Raw genomic sequence first — 20,384 nt, 5'->3', positions numbered from 1 at the left:
AACTTTAACATTTAGCCGCTTATACGTATTCGACTTCAGCTTCAGAAGTACCGAAGATTAAAGAAGCGCTGTTTCAAAACGAAGCTCGAAAGCTTTATATCGTATGAGGGGAGAAAAAAGGGTCGGAAGGTGTAAAAAATGGCCAATCAACCCCGTAGGAAAGCCCTGAAATATGGCATTGCTGCGGTTGTGGCTGTGGTGGTGGCCGGTGTGGGCGGCTACGCCGCCTGGCAAGCCACAAGGCCCGCGCCGACGCCAACCCCTGCGCCCACCCCTACACCCACCCCTACCCCAACTCCTACGCCTACACCTACCCCAACTCCTACGCCTACTCCAACTCCCACACCCACTCCTACACCACCACCAAAGGTACTGAAAGTGGCAGCGGTATTCGACACTTTTGTGAAAGAGAATCAATGGAATGAAACCGCATATAGCGGCCTGTTGGAGGCTAAAGAAATCTATAAGGACAGGATCGAAATCGCCTTTGTGGAAAAGATTTCGTTAGCGGATTATGAGAAGGAGGCTCGGAGTTTCGCCGCTGCCGGTTATGACCTTATATTTGTGCATGCTACGCCAGCTGGAGAAGCGGCTAAGGCGGTGGCCAGAGACTATCCGCAAACTTGGATTGTGTGGACTGACGGATGGCCGCCGATCGAAAAGAACATGGTCGTCATAACGCCTCTGGCGCATGAAGCATCCTATCTTGCCGGGATCTTGGCTGGCAGGATGACGGAGACGAATAAGATAGGCGTCGTCGGCGGTATGAACGTTCCCAGCACCTACCGGTCTTATTACGCATTTGAAAGAGGGGTGAAAGCTGTCAATCCCGATGCGGAAGTTAAAGTGACTTGGGTTGGAACATTTATCGACATTGGTGCTGGATATGATGCTGCAAAAGCCCATATTGCTTGGGGTGCCGACATCATATGCGGTAACGGCGACTCGCAGAATGTGGGAGCGCGCACTGCTTCTTTGGCTGCAGGTGTCTATTACATAGGCGGCGTCGGGAATGAGCATCCCTATGCGCCGTCGATAACCTTAGCCAGCGTTGGTTGGGGAATAGAAAAAGCCTACGTCGACATCATCGGCAAGGCCTTAGAAGGAGAGCTGGAGCCTGAAAAGTTTTACGAATATGGGCTGAAAGAAGGCGCCGACTTGATATGGGGCCGCAGAGAAGTCATACCCGAAGAGGTCCAAGCCGAGGTGGAGAGCATCCGGCAGCAAATTCTGGATGGCACGCTAGAAGTTCCTAGGAAAGATTTTCCATAAAACCTTCCTTTTATTTTTTCAGCGTCCTGTCAACTTGGTCTATTGCTTTGTTTGCCTACGGATTACGTCTCCTCCCGTTTGTATGGGATGCAGAAGGCGGCTGGTGTTTCTTCCTTTCCAACGATTCCGACGAGCAGAATTATGGTGAGGATGTAGGGTAACATTAAGATGAATTGGTAGGGTATCCAGAAGGCGGCGATTTGGAGATAGTATCTTAAAGAGAAGCCTGTGGCGATGATCCATGCACCCAAAAGCGCCCTATACGGGCTTCTTTTACCGAAGAAGACCACAACCAAAGCTATCCATCCCATCCCGGCGGTTACCTCCTCTATCCAAACATGGTACCGAGCTACTGTGAGATAGCTGCCCGCCAACCCGGCCATGGCTCCTCCTAGGAGAAGGCAGAGAAAGCGAATACGGTGAACGTGAATTCCCAACGTATCAGCGGCTTTGGGATTCTCGCCTACCGCCCTCACCTTCAAGCCAAAGGTTGTGCGGAATAGGAGAATGTGGAACAGAGGCACCGAAATCAAAACAAGGTATACTAAAATGTTATGCTGAAACAGGATAGGCCCTAAAATTGGAAGCTGAGAAAGAAGGGGAATGTTGATAGGCTCCAAACCTTTTATTGTCACAGTTCCAGGAGCTATTCCTAAAATCGTCCTAGCCAAGAAAGTGGAGAGGCCTATGCTGAAAATCCAAATTGCAAGCCCAGCGAGAATTTGGTCTACACCTAATTTCACGCTGAGGTAAGCCATCAATGCTCCTATGGACATGCCAACAACCAGCCCGATGAGGAATCCGAAAAGAAAGTTGCCGCTGAAGTACGCTCCAGCGAAGCCGGAGAAGGCGCCTACCAGCATCATCCCTTCGATTCCCAGGTTCAGCACACCCGACCTCTCAACGAAAATTTCCCCCAGTGCTGCTATTAGGAGAGGTGTGGACATTTCAATGATGGCCGCTGATATTTCCACTACAGGGAGCGCCAATTTTTCAACTCCTTGCGAATCGCGCAAAAACATGTTCATAAAATAGTAGCAAAAGCACTATCAACCCTTGCAATACAAAGACAAGAGGAGCCGGCACTCCGCCTACTCGCTGCATGGCATCGCCTCCGACGAGTAAGCCTCCAAAGAGGATGGAAGCGACTACTATCCCGAAAGGCCTCAGCTTCCCCAGCATTGCCACTAAAATACCCAAGAAACCGTACCACGGTGAGAATCCGCTCATCAGGCGATGTTGCACCCCGGCTATTTCTCCCATTCCGGCCAGTCCAGCCAGTCCACCGCTGATCACCATGACGATTATGATCGTTTTGGAGACTTCGATGCCCGCGTAACGCGAAGCCTCCGGATTAGCGCCGATGGCTTGGATTTTATAGCCTAAAACGGTCTTTCGGAAGAGTAAAGAAATGAAAACAGCGCACACAAACGCTAATAAAATGCCCAGATGGAGTCGTGTGCCGGATACCAAGGTGGGAAGCCAAGCTGAGGTGGTGAGAGGCGGGCTGTATGTTATTCCAGAAGGATCTCTCCACGGCCCTTCAACCAAGTAGCTCACGAAGTAGATTGCGATGAAATTTAACATGAGGGTAAGAATTATCTCGTTTACTTTGAATTTAGCCTTCAAAGCCCCCGCGATGACAGCCCACATTGCTCCCGCAGCAAAGCTCAACAATATGAGTAGGGGGATCAGCAAAGCTGCTGGCACTTCTACCAACGTGAGTCCTGCCCACGTGGTAACCACCGCTCCCATGTAAAGCTGGCCTTCAGCTCCTATGTTCCACACCCGGCATCTAAAGGCCACTGCTGCCGCTAGACCTGTGAAAAGCAGAGGAGAGGCTTTCACGAAAGTCTCCGTTAGGGAATGGAGACTGCCGAAAGCTCCTTGAAAAAGTGCAGCATAGGCGAAAATAGGGTTTATTCCTAAAGCCAAGATTGTAAGGGCGCCTATGGCTAGGGCCAATAAAATTGCCATGGGCGGTAGTAGGATGCTTCTGGACGGCATCTTCGACGAGAATCCTTTCAAGCTGGCTCCTCCAAAGATTGTGCCCGCTTTGAACCGGCCATCATCATCCCCACCTCTTTCATATCCGCTTTCTCCGCGGGGAGGATTCCCATGATTTCGCCCTCGTAGAGGACGGCGATGCGGTCGCTCATGGACATGACCTCGTCCAGGTCCTCGGAGATGAGGAGGATGGCCACGCCCCTGTCCCGCTGCTCCAAAAGCTTCCTACGGATGAACTCGGTGGCCCCCACGTCCAACCCCCGAGTCGGCTGGTTGGCCACCAAAACCTTGGGCTCCCTGGAAAGCTCCCGAGCCAAAATAAGCCTTTGCAAGTTCCCACCAGAGAGGTGTCTTGCCAGCGTATCCTTACCAGCGGCTACAATGTTATATTCCAGAAGTAGCTTCTCCGCGTACTTATCAACTTCGTCTTGATCGATGAACCATCGCTTTTTAAACGGAAGGATCCAGCGGTAGGCGAAGGGGGGATCAGAGTGAGTTTCTAAAATGATGTTCTCGGCTATGGAGAAGTCTAGGATGAGGCCCATTCCCATTCTGTCTTCGGGGATGTGGCCTAGGCCCTGCTTGATTATCTCCCTTGGGGGGAGGTTGGTGACGTCCCTTCCGTCGATGAGCACCCTCCCCGCCACAGCCCGGCGCAGACCCGCGATGACCTCCGCCAGCTCCCGCTGCCCATTCCCAGCCACCCCAGCCACGCCGAGGATCTCTCCCTCCCTGATGGAGAAGGAAACACCTTTGAGGGCAGAAACTCCAAAGTCGCTTTGGGCCCATAGTCCTCTGACCTCAAGGACCACTTTCCCTTTCTTTACCTCACTTTTTGGTAGCTTAAACAAGACCTCTCTTCCAACCATTTCTCTAGCTAGGCTTTTCTCATCCGTGAGTTTTGTCTCAAACCTCCCCACAACTCTCCCTTTCCTGAGAACGGTTACGCGGTCGCTTATCGCCATCACTTCAGGCAGTTTATGGGTTATGAAAGGAATAATCGCCAATCCCTCTTTCGCCATCCGCTTAAGAATCTTCGAAAGCTCTTCCACCTCCGTCGGAGTAAGCACCGACGTCGGCTCGTCCATGATCAATACCTGAGCGCCCCGATAGAGGGCTTTGATTATTTCCACACGCTGCCGCTCGCCAGTCGACAGCTGCCAAACCTTAGCTTTAGGATTAACTTTGAGGCCGTATTTCTCCGATAACTCGATTATCTTTTTTTCAGCCAAATCGACATCTAGAAACGGCTCTTTCGAGGATTCAAGTCCTAGGATGATGTTCTCTACGACGGTGAAGGTGGGAATGAGCATAAAGTGTTGGTGGACCATTCCGATTCCTAGGTCGATCATGTCTTTCGGAGATTTCGGGGTTACCTTTTCTCCATAGACGAATATTTCCCCCTCATCGGGCTGCAGAAGTCCGTACAATATGTTCATAAGAGTAGTTTTTCCTGCACCGTTCTCACCTAGGATAGCGTGAATCTCACCAGCTTTTATGTCAATATCTACGTGATCGTTCGCGAGAACGCCTGGGAATCGCTTGGTGATTCCCCTCATGGCGATGACGGTTTCTCCCGGCTTCACCTTTCCAAGGGGAACTCTCGTGAAGGCGCATCCTCCTTCAGAACATCATCAGCGAAGTGTTATTATCTCGGTAATTATCCTTTTAAGTTTTCTGAATACGGCTAATTTTTTATGCTCAATGTGCACACCATGTGGCATAAGGAAGTGGGCAGCTCAGGTGGGTAAGCTGTATAGTCCACCTACATTTTTCATACTTTTCCAAAAACTCTGAAAGCTTTAACTCCTTTCCAGCCCCGTCCCACAGGTGGTCTTCGAATGTCCTCACCTTCTGCCGGAAAGGATTTTTTCGGCGAGAACCCTGAAGACGTCCACGGCTTGGAGGAGCTGTTTTTCTGAAACATACTCGTTGGGCTTATGAGCCTGATTCAGGCTGCCGGCTCCTAGGATGATGGTGGGCTTCTTCAGGTCCACCGCCGGGAAGCGGGCGTCGGTCACCCCCTGCATGCCGACGAGCTTGGGCTTCCGCCCTAGGACAGAGGCAACCGACTCCACGGCGGCTTCGACTAGGGGGTCCTCTTCAGGCGACTGGAAGGGCTGGGAGACGAGGATTTCCTCCACCCGGTAGCGCAGAGAGGGGTCTTTGGAGCGGAGGGATGCGAGGGCCTCTTTTATCTCCCTTCTCACAGCTTGGGGGGTTTCACTTGGGAGAGTCCTTCGGTCTACCTCCACAACGCAGCGGTCGGGGACCACGTTGATTTTGACGCCTCCCTCCATTCTTCCGACGTTTAAGGTAGGCTTCCCCAGCCGTCTGTGGGTTTTTCTGAATTTTAGAGACAGCAGTTTTAGGGTGATCTTCGATGCCTTCTCCACAGCGTTGACTCCCTGCTCAGGAACAGCTCCGTGGGCTGCCTTCCCTTGGACTGTTATCCTATACCAGCAGGCTCCCTTCTCGCAGGTGGCGACGTTCAAGCCCGTGGGCTCCCCGACCACGCAGAAGTCGGGGTTGACGAGCCTTCTTTTCACCAAATAGCCTAAACCGTCTTGTCCTCCGGTTTCTTCGTCGACGGTGGCGGTGAAGACCAAGGAGCCTTCTAGGGGTCCGTCGGCCTCCGCGAGGCTGGCGGCGGCAACGGCCATGGCGGCTAGACTGCCTTTCATGTCCGCTGTGCCTCTTCCATAGAGTTTTCCATCCCCTTCAACCAACCTAAAGGGGTCTGTCCTCCAACCGGCACCTGCGGCCACGGTGTCGATGTGGCCGTTGAAAAGCAGAACCGGCTTTCCCCTCCCCACCTTGGCGATCAGGTTCGGCTTCCCTTCAGCTGCCTCCACGATGCGCGTTGGAACACCGAATTTCTCCAGCATCCTTTCTATTTTCTCCACGGCTTGAGGGTAGTTTTCACCGGGGGGATTGACGGTGGGGGTTTCGACGAGTTCTCTGAGCAAGGCCTTGACAGCGTGCTTGATGTCTTTTTTCAACTCGACCACTGGCTGACGGCCGTGGAACAGGCCTCCCGGACGTGTCTAGCCTGTTATTCTAACCTTCCCTAAAACTGTTCCGATAAGGGGGTCTTATCTGGGTTTCCTCGCTCTGACCACCACGAAGGAGCCTTTCCCGTGGCCTTCTTCGACAGGTTCGACGGCTGTTATCTCAGGCAGGTTATGGAAGATGGTTTGGGTGAAGTGGAAGTTTTCAAACCCCGATTTTCTCAGGCGAGAAACAACCTCCTCCACTGAGTGGAAGGTGGCTTCCCCGTAGAATACGTCCTCCCCCTTACGCTGCTGGTACAGCCTCCCCAAGGGGCTTTCACGGTCGATAAACCCTATCACCAAGCAGCCGCCGGGTTTCAGCACCTTCCATGCCTCCCTGAACGCTGTTTCCACATCGTCCAAGAAGCAGAGGGTGGCAACCATTAAGGCGAAGTCAAACCGTGAAGGGGGAAGGGGCAGCGCTTCGGCTACGCCGCCTACCACTTCCACCCCCTTTTCCTTAGCCAGCTCCAGCATCTTGTGGGAGGGTTCAACCCCAAGCCTGACGCCCAGCGGTGCTGCGAACCTGCCGCTTCCCACGCCGATTTCAACGCCTTCCCCGCCTTTCGGCAGTAGCTCCCTTACCGCTTGGAGCTCTGATTCGTAGGCGAACCTATGCCGGGAAAACCAGGCTTCGTAGCGGAGGGCAAACTTCTCGAAGGGTTCAATCTTTGCCATATACGGTTAATTATGGGGGAGAGTGAAAAATTAACGTTAAGGCTACCCGGAGGGAGGGCGAGGGTTGAAGGTTGAAGCCTTGGCGGTGGACGTGGACGGGACGCTGACGGACGCCGATGGAAGGCTGGAGTTGGCGGCTGTGGAAAAGGTGAGAAAGGTTGAGGCAGCCGGCTGGCCCGTCATCCTGAGCACCGCCCGAAGCATCTATACCGCCGCCATGCTGGCCCGCCTCATCGGCACCTGCGAGATCGTCATGGGGGAAAACGGCGCGGTGCTAGGCCGGGGCTGGAGGGTTCTCAGGGTTTTCGGGGACCCGAAACTGGCCTTGGAAGGCTACCGGGTTCTCAGGGAAAAGCTGGGGGAGAAGGTTCAGGAAAGAGGCATCCAACCCCGGATGGTGGACATAGCCTTGGAGAGAAGCTTCCCCTTGGAGGAAGGAAACAGGATTCTCAGAGACCACGGAGTCGGAGTGCGCGTCTACGACAGCGGCTTCGCCTACCACCTCCTACCCGCGGGGGTGGATAAAGGCTCAGGCTTGAAGAAGCTGGCTGAACTCTTCCACCTAGACTCCGGGAGGATCGTCGCCGTGGGAGACGGCCTTAACGACGTGGAGCTCTTTCAGGCCGCAGGCTACGGCATAGCCCTAGCTCAGGCTCCTGAGGAGCTCAAAAAGATAGCCGACCATGTTACCTCCAAAAGCTACGGGGAAGGCTTCTGCGAGGCGGTGGAGTGGCTGCGGGAGGCCTTTAAGCTAAAGCTCTAGAAACAGCGCGGCGTTGGAGCCCCTCTCCACGCCTAGGCTTCGGGCTACGGGGGCGCATTTGGCCTTGAGAAGGAAGAGCACTTTCACGCCTGCGCCCTTCACCTCGGTGAGGGTTTCGTAGTTTCCCATCCCTTTGGCTATGACCAAGTCTGAGTGGGTGAACTTCTCCCTGACAGGTTTGGGCGCCGCGTCTAAGATGAGCCCCACGCTGTCGAGGCCGGTGGTGATCAGCTCGTCGGCTATCCTGTCCACTCCAGCCTCCTGCGCGTCGACGAGGGTGGCGTCGTTGAGGACGGGACTTCCCTTCACGGCCACGGTTAAGGTTAGACCTCTCTGCTTCAGGTATCTCATGAGCAAGGTGTCCAAGACTATCTCCCCCGCGTTGTCGGTTAGGAACAGCACCTCCCGGGAAGCTTCAAGCTGGGCGTAGGCTTGGGGAAGATGGTCGAGGCGGAGGGTGAGGTTCTCCAGCTCTCCCCCCAAGCGGTCGAGGGTGAAGCTGTAGCCCATGACGTCGAACTCCACGGAGTTCCCGGCCACCGCCACCATGCACAGCCTTCGAAACCGCTCGTAGTCGGAGTCCGCCTGGAGGACGAACCTCTCCGCGGCGGGTAGGACTTTCCACGCTGCCTCGTTGGCCTGCCTCTTAAGCTCCTCATAGGGGTCTCGGCCTGTAGCCTTTCGGACGATTCTGTCCCTCAACGTTCCCAGGTAGGCGGGGACAGCTTCGGGGGTGAACTCCTTGTGCAGCATGTCTAAGAGTTCAGTCATCACTTGGAAAAAAGCCTGTCTATCTCCGCCCACGTAGCCTGTCTGCCGGCAGGCTCTCTCCAAGAGGCAGAGGAGACATTCCGCTTCCACCTTCAAACGTCGAAGCCCTCACTTCTCAGCCCTAACCACCGCCTCCGCCATTTCCACCAAAACCCGGCGGGGGTCAGGGGCCTTCACCACTCCGCTGGCGAGGAGGACGCCTCTGGTTCCCAGCTTCAACGCCGCCTCCACGTCGGCCCCCACAGTGATTCCCGCGCCGCAGAGGACCGGAACAGCCGGGTTCACAGCCTCCACCGCCTTCAGGGCGCCTGTCACCACTTCAGGCTTGGCCTTGGAGACGGGGATTCCGGTTCCGATGAGTTCAGGGGGTTCGATGGCGATGACATCCGGGTTGAACGCGGCGATTTCCCCGCAGGCTTGGGGGGTGTCCGCGCAGACCACCGTGGCCAAGCCTACTTCCCTAGCCCTCTCCACGCAGGCTTTAACATCCTCCAGCGGTAGCCTCCGCTCGGAGTGGTTCACCAGCGACCCCGAGGCCCCCGCTTCCTTAACCGCCTCGGCGAGGATGTGGCCTGTGAAGCTGCCGGGCTTGACGGGGTCGATGTGCTGGGAGAAGACGGGCACGCGGCCGGCTTGAATTACGGCGGGAAGGTCTGTGAACTGGGGGGCCACCGCCAAGGTGACCCCTGTTTCCTCGGAGACTTCCCCGGCTATCTCCGCCAAGCGGACAGCCTGCTTTCCTGTGGCTTCCCGGTAGCATTTGAAGTTGACGAGGATGGCGGGGAGCTTCAGCTTCACCGCGGTCAAACCTACTTAAACCTGTCCTTCAGCTTCTCCAAGACTTTGGGAAGGGTGGTGTACTCCATTTCCTCCGGGCCCAGCCGGTGGGGCATAAAGGGACCGTGCCGTCGCAGGTAGTCGGCCACCCGGCTGGCTTCCTCCCTGGCCAAGTCGAAGGCAGGGTCGTCGAAGAGGTCCACAGGTCCCTCCAGCAGGGCGTTGTGAACTTGGAAGCCCAACCCCACCACCCTAGGGGGGCCGTCGAACCGGGTGCACTGGGCGTAGCGGAGGGACACGGGCATGAGGGGGCCGTGGTGGCTGCCCCGCATCCACCCTGCGACGATGTGGGGGAAGGCAAAGGGCTCCAGGACTTCTCCCACTGCCGGGAGGCCGTGCTGAGCTCGGACGATGCAGACAGGGTCATCTTTGCCCACATACCTGCCGGCGATGAGGGAAAGCCGGCTGGTGCTGGCTGCGGCTGCGGGCAGTCCGTCGGCTCGGAAGACCTTGCTGATGCAGTAGTGGCTGGGTGTCCCTAGGAGGGCGAGGAGGTCGTAGAGTTCCTCAGGGCATTTCACCGTCACTTCCCTGCCCTCGTGGAGGGCCATGACTTGAAACTTGAAGCCGTCGTGGAGGCTGGGGTCGATGATGAGGCCGGCGGTGTTGAAGGGGTCGGCGAAGATCTTGAACAGGGGATAGTTCCAAGCCCCAGGCTCGGTTTTGTCCGCGGCGAAGACCAGCACGGGGTCGGAGGGTCTTTCCTCGAACTCCATCTCCGCAACCCCAGGGCCCATGCCTCGGACGTTGCCGGAGAAAGCCTCCCCTAGGAGGTCTTGGCCTGCTCCGTAGAGCTTCAGGGGTTTGGAAACCTTCTCGGTTATTTCGGTGAAGATGCTCCAGGCGAGGCCATGGATGTCGGGGTTGTCTTCCCCCCGGCGGTGGGTCATGAGAAGCTGGAGGTCGTCTCCGCAGTGGAAAACTCTGTAGTCGACGATGAGCCCGTCCTTTTGAGCTTTGGCGAGGAGCTCTCGAGCCATCTCCACCTGTTTGGGGTGAACCCTGTGGTGGCCGGGATGGCCTCCGATGTCCGCCTTTATCAGGCTGACTGTGACTTTTTCAACCATCGTTTTCTCCCTCAAACCTTTCACTAGCAACCTTGAACCTTATAAACCTAAAGCATCGAGATCCCTCTCTTGATAACTGCCTGCTTTCTAATAAATACCCTCAAGTCCTAAAATTTTCTAATAGATGTCAATGCGATCCATTATCAGCCAAAGCTTATAAGCTTATAATTAGCAGATTGCACGAACGATTTTTTAGCAATAACTGTTATAACGGTTATGGGAAGATTTAAAATCATATAATTATTATACTATTAATGATGCGCCATGGGAAAATCTGAAGTGACCACAATCCAGATATCTAAGACCATAAGAGAGAGGTTAAAAGAGCTCGGCAAGAAAGGAGAAACTTATGATGATATACTTGAAAGGTTGCTTCAACTTGCGAAAGTAGGCGGAAAAGGAGATATTTAATGAGCAAAGGAACCAAAACTAGTAAATTCGGCGTCTCTAAAAGAGAAAGTCATGACTCAACTTTGTTCTATGGTAGTAAACTCTATCAAAATTTCAAAGTAGACGAAGGAAAACCTGAGATCGAAAATCCCATTCCATCCGAAATTCTCAATAAAATTTTGCATCAAGATGCTAGAAATATGAGCAACATTCCAGATTCTAGCGTGCACCTTATGGTGACATCACCCCCATATAACGTTGGCAAAGAATACGATGAAAACCTTAATCTGAATGAATACCTCGAATTACTGAGAGACGTATTCACCGAGACATATAGAGTGCTTGTGACGGGAGGAAGAGCTTGTGTGAATATAGCCAATGTAGGAAGAAAGCCGTACATTCCTTACCACAAATTCGTAATCGATACCATGTTAGGGTCAGGATTCTTAATGAGGGGAGAAATAATCTGGAACAAAGGTGCGGGTGCTGGTGTTTCAACAGCATGGGGTAGTTGGATGTCCGCTTCTAATCCAACTTTAAGAGACACTCATGAATACATACTCGTATTTTCTAAGGATAAATTCACAAGAAACAGCAAAGGCAAAAAGTCTACAATTACAAGAGAAGAATTCTTGGAATTCACAAAAAGCATCTGGGAATTCCCTCCAGAGTCCGCTGAGAAGGTGGGGCACCCTGCGCCTTTCCCCCTCGAATTACCATACCGGTGCATCCAATTATTCACCTTCAAAGATGAAGTAGTGCTAGATCCATTTTGTGGCGTAGGAACCACATGTTTAGCGGCATTAAAAACTGACAGACAATTCATAGGAATAGACATTAATATCGATTATGTGATGAAAGCCAGAAAAAGGGTAAACAAATATTTAGCTCAGACAAAGCTATTCTCCTTCCAATAGTTAACCCATCTCCGATAAGGATCATATTCTATTCTAGAACGTTGCCAAAATATCCGAATTGATTTTGTATTCTCTTCAACCATTAACCTTCCCAGAGCTTCTCTGCTAATTTCCACTCCCCTGGGATTTGTTCCGAGTTTAGGAAGCTTAAGGTATTTCTCTCTCCCCAGCCTCTCAAAAACTCTGCATTGAACTTTTCGAGGGATATATGAAAGATTTCCCTCTCCACCTCACTTAATCTGAACAAGTAAGGTGTCACATTTTGGGGTGTAGGTGTCAAGAAATTCTCGTGCTTTTTGGCTGTCAACGGTCCATATAATTTTAACACCACTCATTCCTGTAATGGTTTTAATAGAGATAGGTTCTCCAAATAATTCTAGATCAACTTCTGGTTCCGTGATAGGAATTTCAGTTTTAATGGCTTTTTCTCCAAATTTGTGAATCAACAAAGCGATTAAAATTTTCTCACGAAGCGACCCTACCTCCATTCCAACTTTTCCAGCTCTAGAAGCTTCGAGTTCAGCGAGCTGAAATAAATAGGGCAGCCGCTTTTGGATCTTCTTTATGAGCATTTCATCTTCAAATATTTCAACTAAACGACCCAAAGTTCGTTCACCACACAAAAAGATTGAAAGAAGATATAATATTTCGATTCCTTTCGCCGTGTGGGCACTATCTGTTATGGTCTCTGAGGTTTTATTCTTTGGCGATCATGACTTCGGTTGCCTTCACCACCCCGTAGACCCTGTCTCCCGGCTTCAGTTTAAGCTCCTCCGCCGCCTCCTTCGTGATCACCGCCGTAAGGGTCACGGGGCCTTCGACTTCTATCTTCACGCTGGCAGTCACAGCGCCCTTGGTGACTTTCTTCACCCGGCCCTTCAACCGGTTTCTAGCGCTTATCTTCAAACCTATCGCCTCCCAGCGTTCAGGGTCTTCCAGAGCCCGCCTCAAATATTCGTCGATGCGTCTGTACTCTCGGAGAAGCGCCCTACCCGCCTCGGTGAGCTCCGCTCCTCCGCCTCCGAAGCTTCCCCCCTTCCTCGTCGCCACCACCGGCTGTCCTAGGTTTTTCTCCATGGCGGTGAGGTAGTCCCAGAGGTACTTGTAGGACATCTTCGCCTTCTCAGCCGCCTTCGTGAGGGAGCCGGTTTTGTCGATAGCCTCGAGGATTTCCACACCTCCCTTTCCTATGATGTGTTTGCCGTCGCGCTCCAGCCAGACTCTGAAGACCGAGAACATAGCCTCCGCCATCTTAGTTTGGTAAAGCTTATATAAAAATTCGTTGTGTTTAACTGGAAATAACGGTGAAAGCCGTACGAGAAAACCCATCCTAATCGCCATCTTGCTTGTAGCAGCCCTCGGCCTAACCCTCCACTGGGCGGGAATCCTAGGCCCGTCCCCTTCCAGAGAAACCTTGGTCGTCTCCACCACCACAAGCCTCTACGACACCGGCCTTCTGGACGTCCTTGAAGACCGGTTTGAGGCGGAGTACGCCGTAGACCTTTACTTCATCTCCGCTGGCACTGGTTTAGCCATCCAGCAAGCCCAACGAGGCGACGCGGACATGATCCTCGTCCACGCCCCCTCCGTCGAGTTCGCCTTCCTCCAAGAGGGATACGGCGTCGACAGGAAGATAATCGCCTACAACTTCTTCACCATCGTCGGCCCCGCCGAGGACCCTGCGGGGATAGAAGGCCTGCCGCCCGCCCAAGCCATGGAGAAGATTGCGGAAGCAGGGAAGCGGGGGGCGGCCACCTGGGTGTCCCGAGGCGACAGGTCTGGAACCCACCTCAAGGAGATAGCCCTGTGGGAGGCAGCGGGCTTCAGGGTGGAGGAGCTTCGCGGAGAAGACTGGTATCTGGAGTCCGGAGCCGGCATGGGTAAAACCCTCCTGCTGGCGGAGGAGAAAAACAGCTACACGCTGGCGGACATGGGCACCTACCTGAAATACTCCGCGGAGGGGCATGTGAGCCTGAAGATGCTGGTAACCCAGGGCCGGGAGTTGCTGAACGTCTACAGTGCCATAGCCGTCAACCCTGAAGCCAACCCCCACACCAACCTAGAGGGCGCCATCGCCTTCATAAAATTCCTAACCTCCCCGGAAGGCCAGGGGATCATCGGAGACTACGGTGTGGACGCCTATGGGAGGCCTCTCTTCCACCCGGCTGTGGAGCTGATTGAAACAGGAAGCGACCCAGTCCTCTACGGTTGGATTGAAGAATTCGCCTTCCTCAACGGAACCGAGTGCCCCCCCGAGTATCGCACCCCCAACAGCGGACTCTACGACTGACCTGTCGCCTGATGTAGCTGCAAAACTGAAGTAGTTTGATATCGCCCCGTTCTTCTGCTTTATTGCACAGAAAAGTTTGGCGAGTTCAATCGTGGTTCCAAGCCCTCGTTCGGTAGTAGCATGTAAGTGCACTGGTAATAAGCTTGCTATTTCGAGGAAAACTCTGGCTGTCTCTTTCGTAGATTTTTCGAGGACGCCCACTCCATCAGTGGTGCCAGCGCATTCCTCAGTTCCATCCCGTCTTTGGTAAGGGTGTACTCCACTCTTGGGGGTATCTCTGCAAAGAACTCTCTCCTAATCAGGCCAGCCGTTTCCAGTTCCTTTAATCTATCACTCAAGGTCTTCGGGCTTATCTTGCCCAGTTTTCCCATGAGCCTGTTGAACCTTAACTTCGGGTTGTTACCTATCACAGCAATGATTTGCGGTGCCCATCTTCTGCTAATAATCTCTATGACGTCCCCAAGGTGGCAAAGGCACACTTCCCCGTTTCGTGTTGCGCAGACATCTTTACTTTTCTTCAGTATACTGACTCTCCTCTACCATATCTGCTATTATGCTTTAAACTTGGTGATTTAAATACTTCATATTTTATATTAATTTTCTAAAGTATATCAAAGAGGCGATAAAAAATGTGTATAGAATGTTTAAGCAGAAACGGGAAAAGTACGAAAAGAGCGAAGGCGAAGTAGTAGAATCTTTTCCATGGATTTGAGATGGAATAAATGAACATCATTAATGTGGTCATGGACTGGCTTCATCTACTGGCGACTACCGTGTGGATCGGAGGTATGTTCTTCAACATCGTAATATTACGCCCCTCGTTAGCGATAGTAGACCCGCAGCAGCGCGTTAAGCTTGTGGATCAGGTTTTAAGCCGCTTTCTTTACCTCGCCTGGATAAGCATATTCACTCTCATAGTCACCGGCATTCTCACCGCAACTCCTACGAATTTGAACTATGGAATCCTGTTATCGGTTAAACATGCAATTGTAACAGCAATGGTTTTCATCGTCGCCATGATCAGCTTCATCCTTTTCCCAAAACTGAGGAAACTTGTCTCTCAAACCGGATCAACGAAGCTACCGTCGGAAATGAGGGAGCTGCTAAGTCGAATAGTGTTGTTGGTAAAGCTCAATCTGTCTTTAGGCATCGTCGTGTTACTGTTCACAGCGGCCATGCAAGAAATCTAACACAAAGCCGATTTGGCCCCCTCGAGGCTAAACTCTTTTTAAAGGACCCCTCTCTTTTTTAAATTAACACAAAACCGCAAACGAGACGGAAAAGGGATCATGGAAAAAACGGTGCTGGAAGCTCTGGCGGCGAGGATGAGGCGGGAGCGCTACCAGCTGGTGGGCGCTCATTCGGCTGTGAAAAAGTGCAGCTGGCTTCACCAAAGCCTCGTCCACGGCAGAGTTTGCTACAAGCAGAAGTTCTATGGCATCCAGTCTCACCGATGCCTTCAAATGACCCCTGTGGCCTACCACTGCCTCCTCCAATGTCTTTTCTGCTGGAGAATTCACCCCGAAGACTTGGGGTTGAGGATGAGGGAGAACGAGGCAGCCCTGCCCGCTGTCGACAGCCCGGAGTTCATCGTGGAGGAAAGCCTCAAAGCGCAGAGGCGCATCCTCAGCGGCTATAAGGCTCACCGGGAAATCAGCCCTGAAAAATACCGGGAAGCCCTCAACCCAGCCCACGCCGCCATCAGCCTCACCGGAGAGCCCACCCTCTACCCCCGGCTGGGGGAGCTCATCGAATGCTTTCACCGCCGGGGGATGACCACCTTCTTGGTGACCAGCGGCACCGCGCCTCAAGCCCTAAGCCGCCTCCCCACCGAGCCCAGCCAGCTCTATCTATCCCTTTACGCTCCGGAGGAAAGGACGTTCATCAGGCTTTGCCGGCCTCGGGTTCCCCAAGCATGGCAGAGGGTTATGGAGGCCTTGGAGTGGGCGAGGAGCTTCCGCTGCCCCCGGGTTCTCAGGCTGACGCTGGTTCGGGGAAGAAACATGGAGGACCCTGAAGGCTACGCTCGCATCATCGCCAAGACAGAGCCCACCTACGTGGAGGCCAAAGCCTACATGTACGTGGGTTTCTCTCGGAGGAGACTTCCTTACGAAAGCATGCCCAGCCACGGGGATGTCCGGCGCTTCGCGGAAAGCTTAAGCGCCCTGACGGGCTACAGGGTGGTGGATGAGGCCCCGGAAAGCCGGGTGGCCCTCCTCAGCCGGCATGACGGAGAGAGGAAGTTGCGGTGAAAAAACTGGAAAAAGGAACCTCCGCGGAAAAGTCCCTGAGAAAGGCTGTAGGCCTTTTGAGAAGAGAGCTGAAGGCTAAAAACGAGCTGAGGGAGAAGATGCTGGCTGAGTCTAGGAGGATAACCCGCGTCTCCAAGGAGGCCACCACGCTCATCTTTCAAGGTCGCATCCCCAAGGCCAAAGCTGGATTGAAAAAGGCGGGTAAAATGATCCGCCGGCTGATGAGGAAGCTGGAAGAGGCTCCGGAGCTCCGCCACAGCGGAGCGCTCTCAGCTGCGTGTCAAGAGTTCGCTGAGGCCTTCATCCTCTTGGCCTTGGAGGAGCGGGGAACATGCCCCACCTTGGAGGAGGTGAAGGTGGACCTCGGCTCCTACATCCTAGGATTGGCGGACGTCCCCGGAGAGCTGAGGCGGGGAGTTTTGACAGCCCTCCTAAACCACGATGTGGAGGGGGCTGAGAGACGTTTCCGGGTGATGGAGGCCATCTACAACGAGCTTACAGCCCTCAACGAGCAAGCCTTCCACGTCTTACCCGGGCTGAGGCGGAAATGCGACGTAATCCGCCACCTTCTGGAGCTGACCGCCAGCGAAGTGGTCTTGGAGCGTCGCCAGCAAAGGTTGGAGGAGGCCTTGAGGAGAAGCGAAAGAAGACTCAGCTCCGAAACCTTCAAGGAGAAGCCTGCGTGATGGAGTTCGACGTGAAAAACATTCAAAGGATGGCCAAAAAAGACTTTGAAAAGGCCTGGCTTGAGACAGGGCGGTGGCTGAAGCTTAAGGGTCGAAGCGTGGAGTGGGTGAGGGAAAAGGGAAAAAGCCACCCGGTCCTCGACTTGGTGGAGCGGCTTAGAACCGTCTTCCTCAACCTAGGCTTCGAGGAAGTGTTAAACCCCACCATCGTGGGGGAGGCGGAAGTCTACAAGCAATACGGCCCTGAGGCGCCAGTCATCCTAGACCGCTGCTTCTACTTGGCTGAGCTTCCCCGGCCTGAGCTAGGGCTTAACGCCAAAACCCTTTCAAACATTAGAAGACTTATCCCCAGCTTCACTGACAGACAGGTGGAAGAACTCTGCAAGGTTTTCAGAGCCTACAAAGAAGGTAAGGTTGAAGGAGGAAGCCTGGCGGAGGAGCTGGTGGAGAAACTGGGCTTAGCCCCCGAACAGGCTACAGCCCTCCTCGGCCTCTTCCCTGAGCTCTTGAAACTTCAACCCAAGCCCACCAAGCAGATATTGAGGTCCCACATGACCGCCCTCTGGTTTCCCACCCTAGCTGAGCTTCAACATAAGCGGACTCTCCCCCTCAAGGTCTTTTCTATCGGCCTCAAATACAGGAGGGAGCAGAAGCTTGACCCCCTTCACCTCTACGAATCCCTCGTCGCCTCCGCCGCAGTGTTGGCCGCGGACTTGACTTTGGAAGACGGCTCCGCGTTAACGAGGCATGTTCTCGCCGAGTTGGGGTTTGAAGAGGTCAGGTTTGCGGTGAAGAAGGCCACTGGCAAATACTATGCCCCCCAGACGGAGATGGAAGTCTTCGTGAGAAGCGGCGAAGACTGGATTGAGGTGGGAGACCAAGGCCTCTACTCACCGGTGGCTCTGGCCAACTACAACATCGCTCACCCCGTCTTCAACGTAGGCCTAGGCGTGGAAAGGCTGGCCATGCTCCTCCACGGTGAAAAGGACATTCGAAGGCTCAGTTACCCCCAGTTCTACGAGAAAAAAGAATACAGCGACGAAGAACTAGCCCGCATGGTGGAGGTGGACGAGAAGCCCCGGACTGAGGAGGGGAAGAAAATCATGGACGCCATCGTTCAAACAGCCCTAACCCACGCCTGCGAGAAAAGCCCCTGCAGGTTCACAGCCTTCAAAGGGGAGGTTTCCGGGAGAAAACTGGAGGTCACTGTCTTCGAACCTGACCCCAAAGCCATGCTTCTGGGGCCTGCTGCCCTCAACACCATCTACGTCTACCAAGGAAACATCCTAGGCATCCCCCGGCAGGGACTGGGAGAAGACCCATTGGTGGGGGAAGCCCGAGAACACGGTGTCTCCACGGGCATACGTTACCTGGAGGCTGTGGCCGCTGGAGCAGCTGCCAAAATCGAAAGAATGCTGGAGAAAGCCCAGCTGGGTAAACTGACGGTCCGTGTTCGGCTGGCCAAGCAGCCCAGTGATGTAAACGTGAAACTTCAACCCTCCGCCCAACGCTACATAACCGGCAGAAACAAAAGAATCCACGTGAAAGGGCCGACTTTCATCGGGATTGAAGCTGTAATCTCCTGAACCCTCGGCTCCCGCAAAAGAGAGAATTTTCACCCTTTCTCAGAAGACAGCGTGAGGAGGAATCTTTCCCACATGTAGCGCTTGTAGTCCCAGAGGTATTCAGCCAAGTTTCGAGCCCTCCGGATGTGGGAATAGGCTACGTAGCACAAGTAGAGGCATTTTTCGCACAGCTTGCAGTTTTCCCTCAGCTCCGCGAATTTTTCAGAACCCCAAAGGGAAGGCAGCTCCCCCAGACGGCAGACAGGTGGCATGACATGGCAGCCTGAAACCCAGCCTAACTCGTTTACCATGAAGAAGGAGCTCAGAGCTTGACACTGCCAGTTTCTCCTACCCTCCGAGAAAAAGGCCTCCAAGGCCTCTAAAGTCTTGAAGTCCAGATGAACCGGATATCTTCTCTTAAGCTCCCGGAGGCTCTGGAAAAACTTCCGCAAACTTTCGCCGTCATGAAATTGAGAGCAAGGGTCAGGCGTTCCGATCTTCACAAGACTGTCCTCGGAGGATAGGTCGCTGTAGAGGGCTAAAATGACGGGGATCTCCCTCTCACCGAAATACTCAATCAAGGCAGGGACCTCGTGAATGTTGTTCCCTGCCACAGTAACCGCCACCACAACTCCCAAGCCTTTCTTTTTCAGAAGGAGAATGGACTGCATGGCTTCCCGGAAGGCGTTGGGCACGCCGGCTATGGCGTTTTGAAGCGCAGGGTTAAGAGAGTGAAGGCTGATGCACACCCTGTCCGCATGGCGGAGGATGTCTAGCTTCTTGGAGGCTAAGCTGCCGTTATCGTAAATGGTGACCAGAGGAAACTTTGGATGGGCGTATTTCAAAATTTCAGCAATATCCCCGCGTAGGAGAGGATTCCCTCCGGTGAAAACCAAGTCCACCACGCCCATGGCGTGCAGGATGTCGATGCCTCTCTTGACTTCTTCGACGGTTAACTCTCGGGTTTGAGGCTGACTCCAAATCTGGCATGTTCGGCAGCGATAGTTGCATTTTCCCGTGAGAAACCACTGGACATGGTAAGGGTGAGGCTTGTAAGGAGTTAGGAGGCAGGATAGGCTGCTGAAAAGCTTTCCCATCATCCTTTCCACCTCTCCTTTTCTTCTTTAGGGAGGTAGCCCAGCTTCTTAAGCAACCTCTGCAAAGCTTTGGTGGTCTTGTAGCGGGAGATTTCCCTTGCTTTAACCCATTTCACCTCCAAGGACTCCGGGCTTCCGGTAAGCCTTCCCCCCACAGGTCGAGCTGAATAGTCGATGAGGACGTAGTGGAAGAGAATCCTCCCTTCACCGTCAGCTTCAATGACCTCACCTACGTTGATCAAGTTTTCTATAGCGACATCTAAACCTGTTTCTTCTTTTACCTCCCGCCTAACAGCCTCTTCCAGACGTTCCCCCAGCTCCACCAGCCCGCCGGGAATAGACCACAGCCCCTTTCCCGGCTCAAATTTCCTTCTCACTAAGAGAACCTGTTCTCCGCACCTTATTAGAGCACCTACACCTACACGCGGATAGGAGGGATACTGTCTCTCCCCTGACGGCTGAACCATGTTTACTCCCCCTTATTCTTGCGCAAGTTTCTTTTATCTTTCGTTTCAAGCGAAAAGCCTGAAAAGAGCCGTTGATTTTGCCAAATAAATTCTAATTCCCCCTCCAGAAAAGCATCATTTTCACTACCTATGTTTAGAGTTAAACATTGTAGAGCACCATGAAATTCTTCGAGGAAAGCCTGGATCGCTCATCCTAACTTTATATCCAACCTAGACAAGAAGATGTTAAAGTAAAACCGCCCCTTCGCGTTTTTCGGAAGACTGGAGGTAGC

At 53.4% G+C, this 20,384-nt stretch carries 21 protein-coding genes and 1 pseudogene; 9 read left to right on the top strand and 13 right to left on the bottom strand.

Going from position 1 to position 20,384, the window contains the following annotated elements; all coding sequences use genetic code 11:
- The first annotated feature begins 138 nt into the window (after positions 1 to 138).
- The gene (locus BWM17_RS07935; RefSeq protein WP_309493388.1) at positions 139 to 1,272 is read left to right on the top strand and encodes a BMP family protein; all 1,134 of its coding nucleotides are present in this window, start codon (positions 139 to 141) and stop codon (positions 1,270 to 1,272) included.
- Between the two features lie 62 nt (positions 1,273 to 1,334).
- Here the strand turns inward: BWM17_RS07935 and BWM17_RS07930 are convergent, their stop codons facing one another.
- The 5 genes from BWM17_RS07930 to BWM17_RS07910 form a co-directional block, all read right to left on the bottom strand.
- A complete protein-coding gene (locus BWM17_RS07930; RefSeq protein WP_309493387.1) occupies positions 1,335 to 2,261 on the bottom strand; it encodes an ABC transporter permease in 927 nt (308 codons plus the stop codon).
- A 4-nt stretch (positions 2,262 to 2,265) separates the two neighbouring features.
- Complete coding sequence (locus tag BWM17_RS07925) at positions 2,266 to 3,300, bottom strand: ABC transporter permease (protein WP_309493386.1); 1,035 nt, start codon at positions 3,298 to 3,300, stop codon at positions 2,266 to 2,268.
- The gene (locus BWM17_RS07920; protein WP_309493385.1) at positions 3,297 to 4,865 is read right to left on the bottom strand and encodes an ABC transporter ATP-binding protein; all 1,569 of its coding nucleotides are present in this window, start codon (positions 4,863 to 4,865) and stop codon (positions 3,297 to 3,299) included. Before BWM17_RS07920 ends, BWM17_RS07925 begins: the two co-directional genes overlap by 4 nt.
- 261 nt (positions 4,866 to 5,126) lie before the next feature.
- Positions 5,127 to 6,281 (bottom strand): M20 family metallopeptidase, encoded by a 1,155-nt coding sequence (locus BWM17_RS07915; RefSeq protein ID WP_309493384.1) that lies wholly within the window; start codon positions 6,279 to 6,281, stop codon positions 5,127 to 5,129.
- Between the two features lie 93 nt (positions 6,282 to 6,374).
- Positions 6,375 to 7,010: a methyltransferase domain-containing protein gene (locus BWM17_RS07910; RefSeq protein WP_309493383.1), complete on the bottom strand. Its 636-nt coding sequence runs from the start codon at positions 7,008 to 7,010 to the stop codon at positions 6,375 to 6,377.
- 64 nt (positions 7,011 to 7,074) lie between these two features.
- Here BWM17_RS07910 and BWM17_RS07905 point away from each other — a divergent pair, with 64 nt between their 5' ends.
- Positions 7,075 to 7,773 carry a phosphoglycolate phosphatase gene (locus BWM17_RS07905; protein WP_309493382.1) on the top strand — a complete coding sequence of 233 codons (699 nt, stop codon included), beginning with the start codon at positions 7,075 to 7,077 and terminating at the stop codon, positions 7,771 to 7,773.
- Here BWM17_RS07905 and BWM17_RS07900 read toward each other — a convergent pair.
- Genes BWM17_RS07900 through fbp form a run of 3 tightly spaced genes read right to left on the bottom strand, consistent with a single transcriptional unit; the run spans position 7,762 to position 10,448 of the window.
- On the bottom strand, positions 7,762 to 8,634 hold the full coding sequence (locus tag BWM17_RS07900) for a damage-control phosphatase ARMT1 family protein (protein WP_309493760.1): 873 nt from the start codon (positions 8,632 to 8,634) through the stop codon (positions 7,762 to 7,764). The two genes, BWM17_RS07905 and BWM17_RS07900, sit on opposite strands and share 12 nt — an antisense overlap.
- Positions 8,635 to 8,652: 18 nt before the next feature.
- Complete coding sequence (gene tpiA, locus BWM17_RS07895; protein WP_309493381.1) at positions 8,653 to 9,342, bottom strand: triose-phosphate isomerase; 690 nt, start codon at positions 9,340 to 9,342, stop codon at positions 8,653 to 8,655.
- 11 nt (positions 9,343 to 9,353) lie between these two features.
- Positions 9,354 to 10,448 (bottom strand): fructose-1,6-bisphosphate aldolase/phosphatase, encoded by a 1,095-nt coding sequence (fbp, locus tag BWM17_RS07890; RefSeq protein ID WP_342766514.1) that lies wholly within the window; start codon positions 10,446 to 10,448, stop codon positions 9,354 to 9,356.
- A 264-nt stretch (positions 10,449 to 10,712) separates the two neighbouring features.
- Between fbp and BWM17_RS07885 the strand changes: the two genes are divergently transcribed.
- Together BWM17_RS07885 and BWM17_RS07880 are read left to right on the top strand one after the other, a co-directional pair.
- Positions 10,713 to 10,859 (top strand): DUF7557 family protein, encoded by a 147-nt coding sequence (locus BWM17_RS07885; protein WP_309493380.1) that lies wholly within the window; start codon positions 10,713 to 10,715, stop codon positions 10,857 to 10,859.
- Positions 10,859 to 11,755 carry a site-specific DNA-methyltransferase gene (locus tag BWM17_RS07880; RefSeq protein WP_309493379.1) on the top strand — a complete coding sequence of 299 codons (897 nt, stop codon included), beginning with the start codon at positions 10,859 to 10,861 and terminating at the stop codon, positions 11,753 to 11,755. Before BWM17_RS07885 ends, BWM17_RS07880 begins: the two co-directional genes overlap by 1 nt.
- Here BWM17_RS07880 and BWM17_RS07875 read toward each other — a convergent pair.
- A pseudogene (locus BWM17_RS07875) lies at positions 11,728 to 12,327 on the bottom strand (ThaI family type II restriction endonuclease). The gene BWM17_RS07880 and the pseudogene BWM17_RS07875 sit on opposite strands and share 28 nt — an antisense overlap.
- Positions 12,328 to 12,451: 124 nt before the next feature.
- The gene (locus BWM17_RS07870) at positions 12,452 to 13,006 is read right to left on the bottom strand and encodes a TOBE domain-containing protein (RefSeq protein ID WP_309493378.1); all 555 of its coding nucleotides are present in this window, start codon (positions 13,004 to 13,006) and stop codon (positions 12,452 to 12,454) included.
- 31 nt (positions 13,007 to 13,037) lie between these two features.
- On the opposite strand from BWM17_RS07870, the gene BWM17_RS07865 reads away from it, so the two are divergent.
- Positions 13,038 to 14,045: a substrate-binding domain-containing protein gene (locus BWM17_RS07865; RefSeq protein ID WP_309493377.1), complete on the top strand. Its 1,008-nt coding sequence runs from the start codon at positions 13,038 to 13,040 to the stop codon at positions 14,043 to 14,045.
- Between the two features lie 146 nt (positions 14,046 to 14,191).
- On the opposite strand, the gene BWM17_RS07860 is transcribed toward BWM17_RS07865, so the two are convergent.
- Complete coding sequence (locus tag BWM17_RS07860) at positions 14,192 to 14,524, bottom strand: helix-turn-helix domain-containing protein (RefSeq protein WP_309493376.1); 333 nt, start codon at positions 14,522 to 14,524, stop codon at positions 14,192 to 14,194.
- Between the two features lie 243 nt (positions 14,525 to 14,767).
- On the opposite strand from BWM17_RS07860, the gene BWM17_RS07855 reads away from it, so the two are divergent.
- From BWM17_RS07855 to sepS, 4 genes are all read left to right on the top strand, one after another.
- A complete protein-coding gene (locus BWM17_RS07855; protein WP_309493375.1) occupies positions 14,768 to 15,235 on the top strand; it encodes a CopD family protein in 468 nt (155 codons plus the stop codon).
- Between the two features lie 99 nt (positions 15,236 to 15,334).
- The gene (gene twy1 / locus BWM17_RS07850) at positions 15,335 to 16,297 is read left to right on the top strand and encodes a 4-demethylwyosine synthase TYW1 (RefSeq protein ID WP_309493374.1); all 963 of its coding nucleotides are present in this window, start codon (positions 15,335 to 15,337) and stop codon (positions 16,295 to 16,297) included.
- Positions 16,294 to 16,983 carry a hypothetical protein gene (locus BWM17_RS07845; RefSeq protein ID WP_309493373.1) on the top strand — a complete coding sequence of 230 codons (690 nt, stop codon included), beginning with the start codon at positions 16,294 to 16,296 and terminating at the stop codon, positions 16,981 to 16,983. Before twy1 ends, BWM17_RS07845 begins: the two co-directional genes overlap by 4 nt.
- On the top strand, positions 16,983 to 18,569 hold the full coding sequence (sepS, locus tag BWM17_RS07840) for an O-phosphoserine--tRNA ligase (RefSeq protein WP_309493758.1): 1,587 nt from the start codon (positions 16,983 to 16,985) through the stop codon (positions 18,567 to 18,569). Before BWM17_RS07845 ends, sepS begins: the two co-directional genes overlap by 1 nt.
- Before the next feature lie 29 nt (positions 18,570 to 18,598).
- On the opposite strand, the gene BWM17_RS07835 is transcribed toward sepS, so the two are convergent.
- Positions 18,599 to 19,645: a radical SAM protein gene (locus tag BWM17_RS07835; protein WP_309493372.1), complete on the bottom strand. Its 1,047-nt coding sequence runs from the start codon at positions 19,643 to 19,645 to the stop codon at positions 18,599 to 18,601.
- Positions 19,645 to 20,112 carry an NUDIX hydrolase gene (locus tag BWM17_RS07830; RefSeq protein WP_309493371.1) on the bottom strand — a complete coding sequence of 156 codons (468 nt, stop codon included), beginning with the start codon at positions 20,110 to 20,112 and terminating at the stop codon, positions 19,645 to 19,647. The genes BWM17_RS07835 and BWM17_RS07830 overlap by 1 nt, the downstream gene beginning before the upstream one ends.
- Between the last annotated feature and the right edge of the window lie 272 nt (positions 20,113 to 20,384).

It is taken from the genome of Candidatus Hecatella orcuttiae (genome assembly GCF_002009985.1).
Classification (GTDB): Archaea; Thermoproteota; Bathyarchaeia; order Hecatellales; family Hecatellaceae; genus Hecatella; species Hecatella orcuttiae.
Note: the sequence above shows the minus strand (reverse complement) of the source record. Positions and strands in the feature narration are given on the sequence as shown.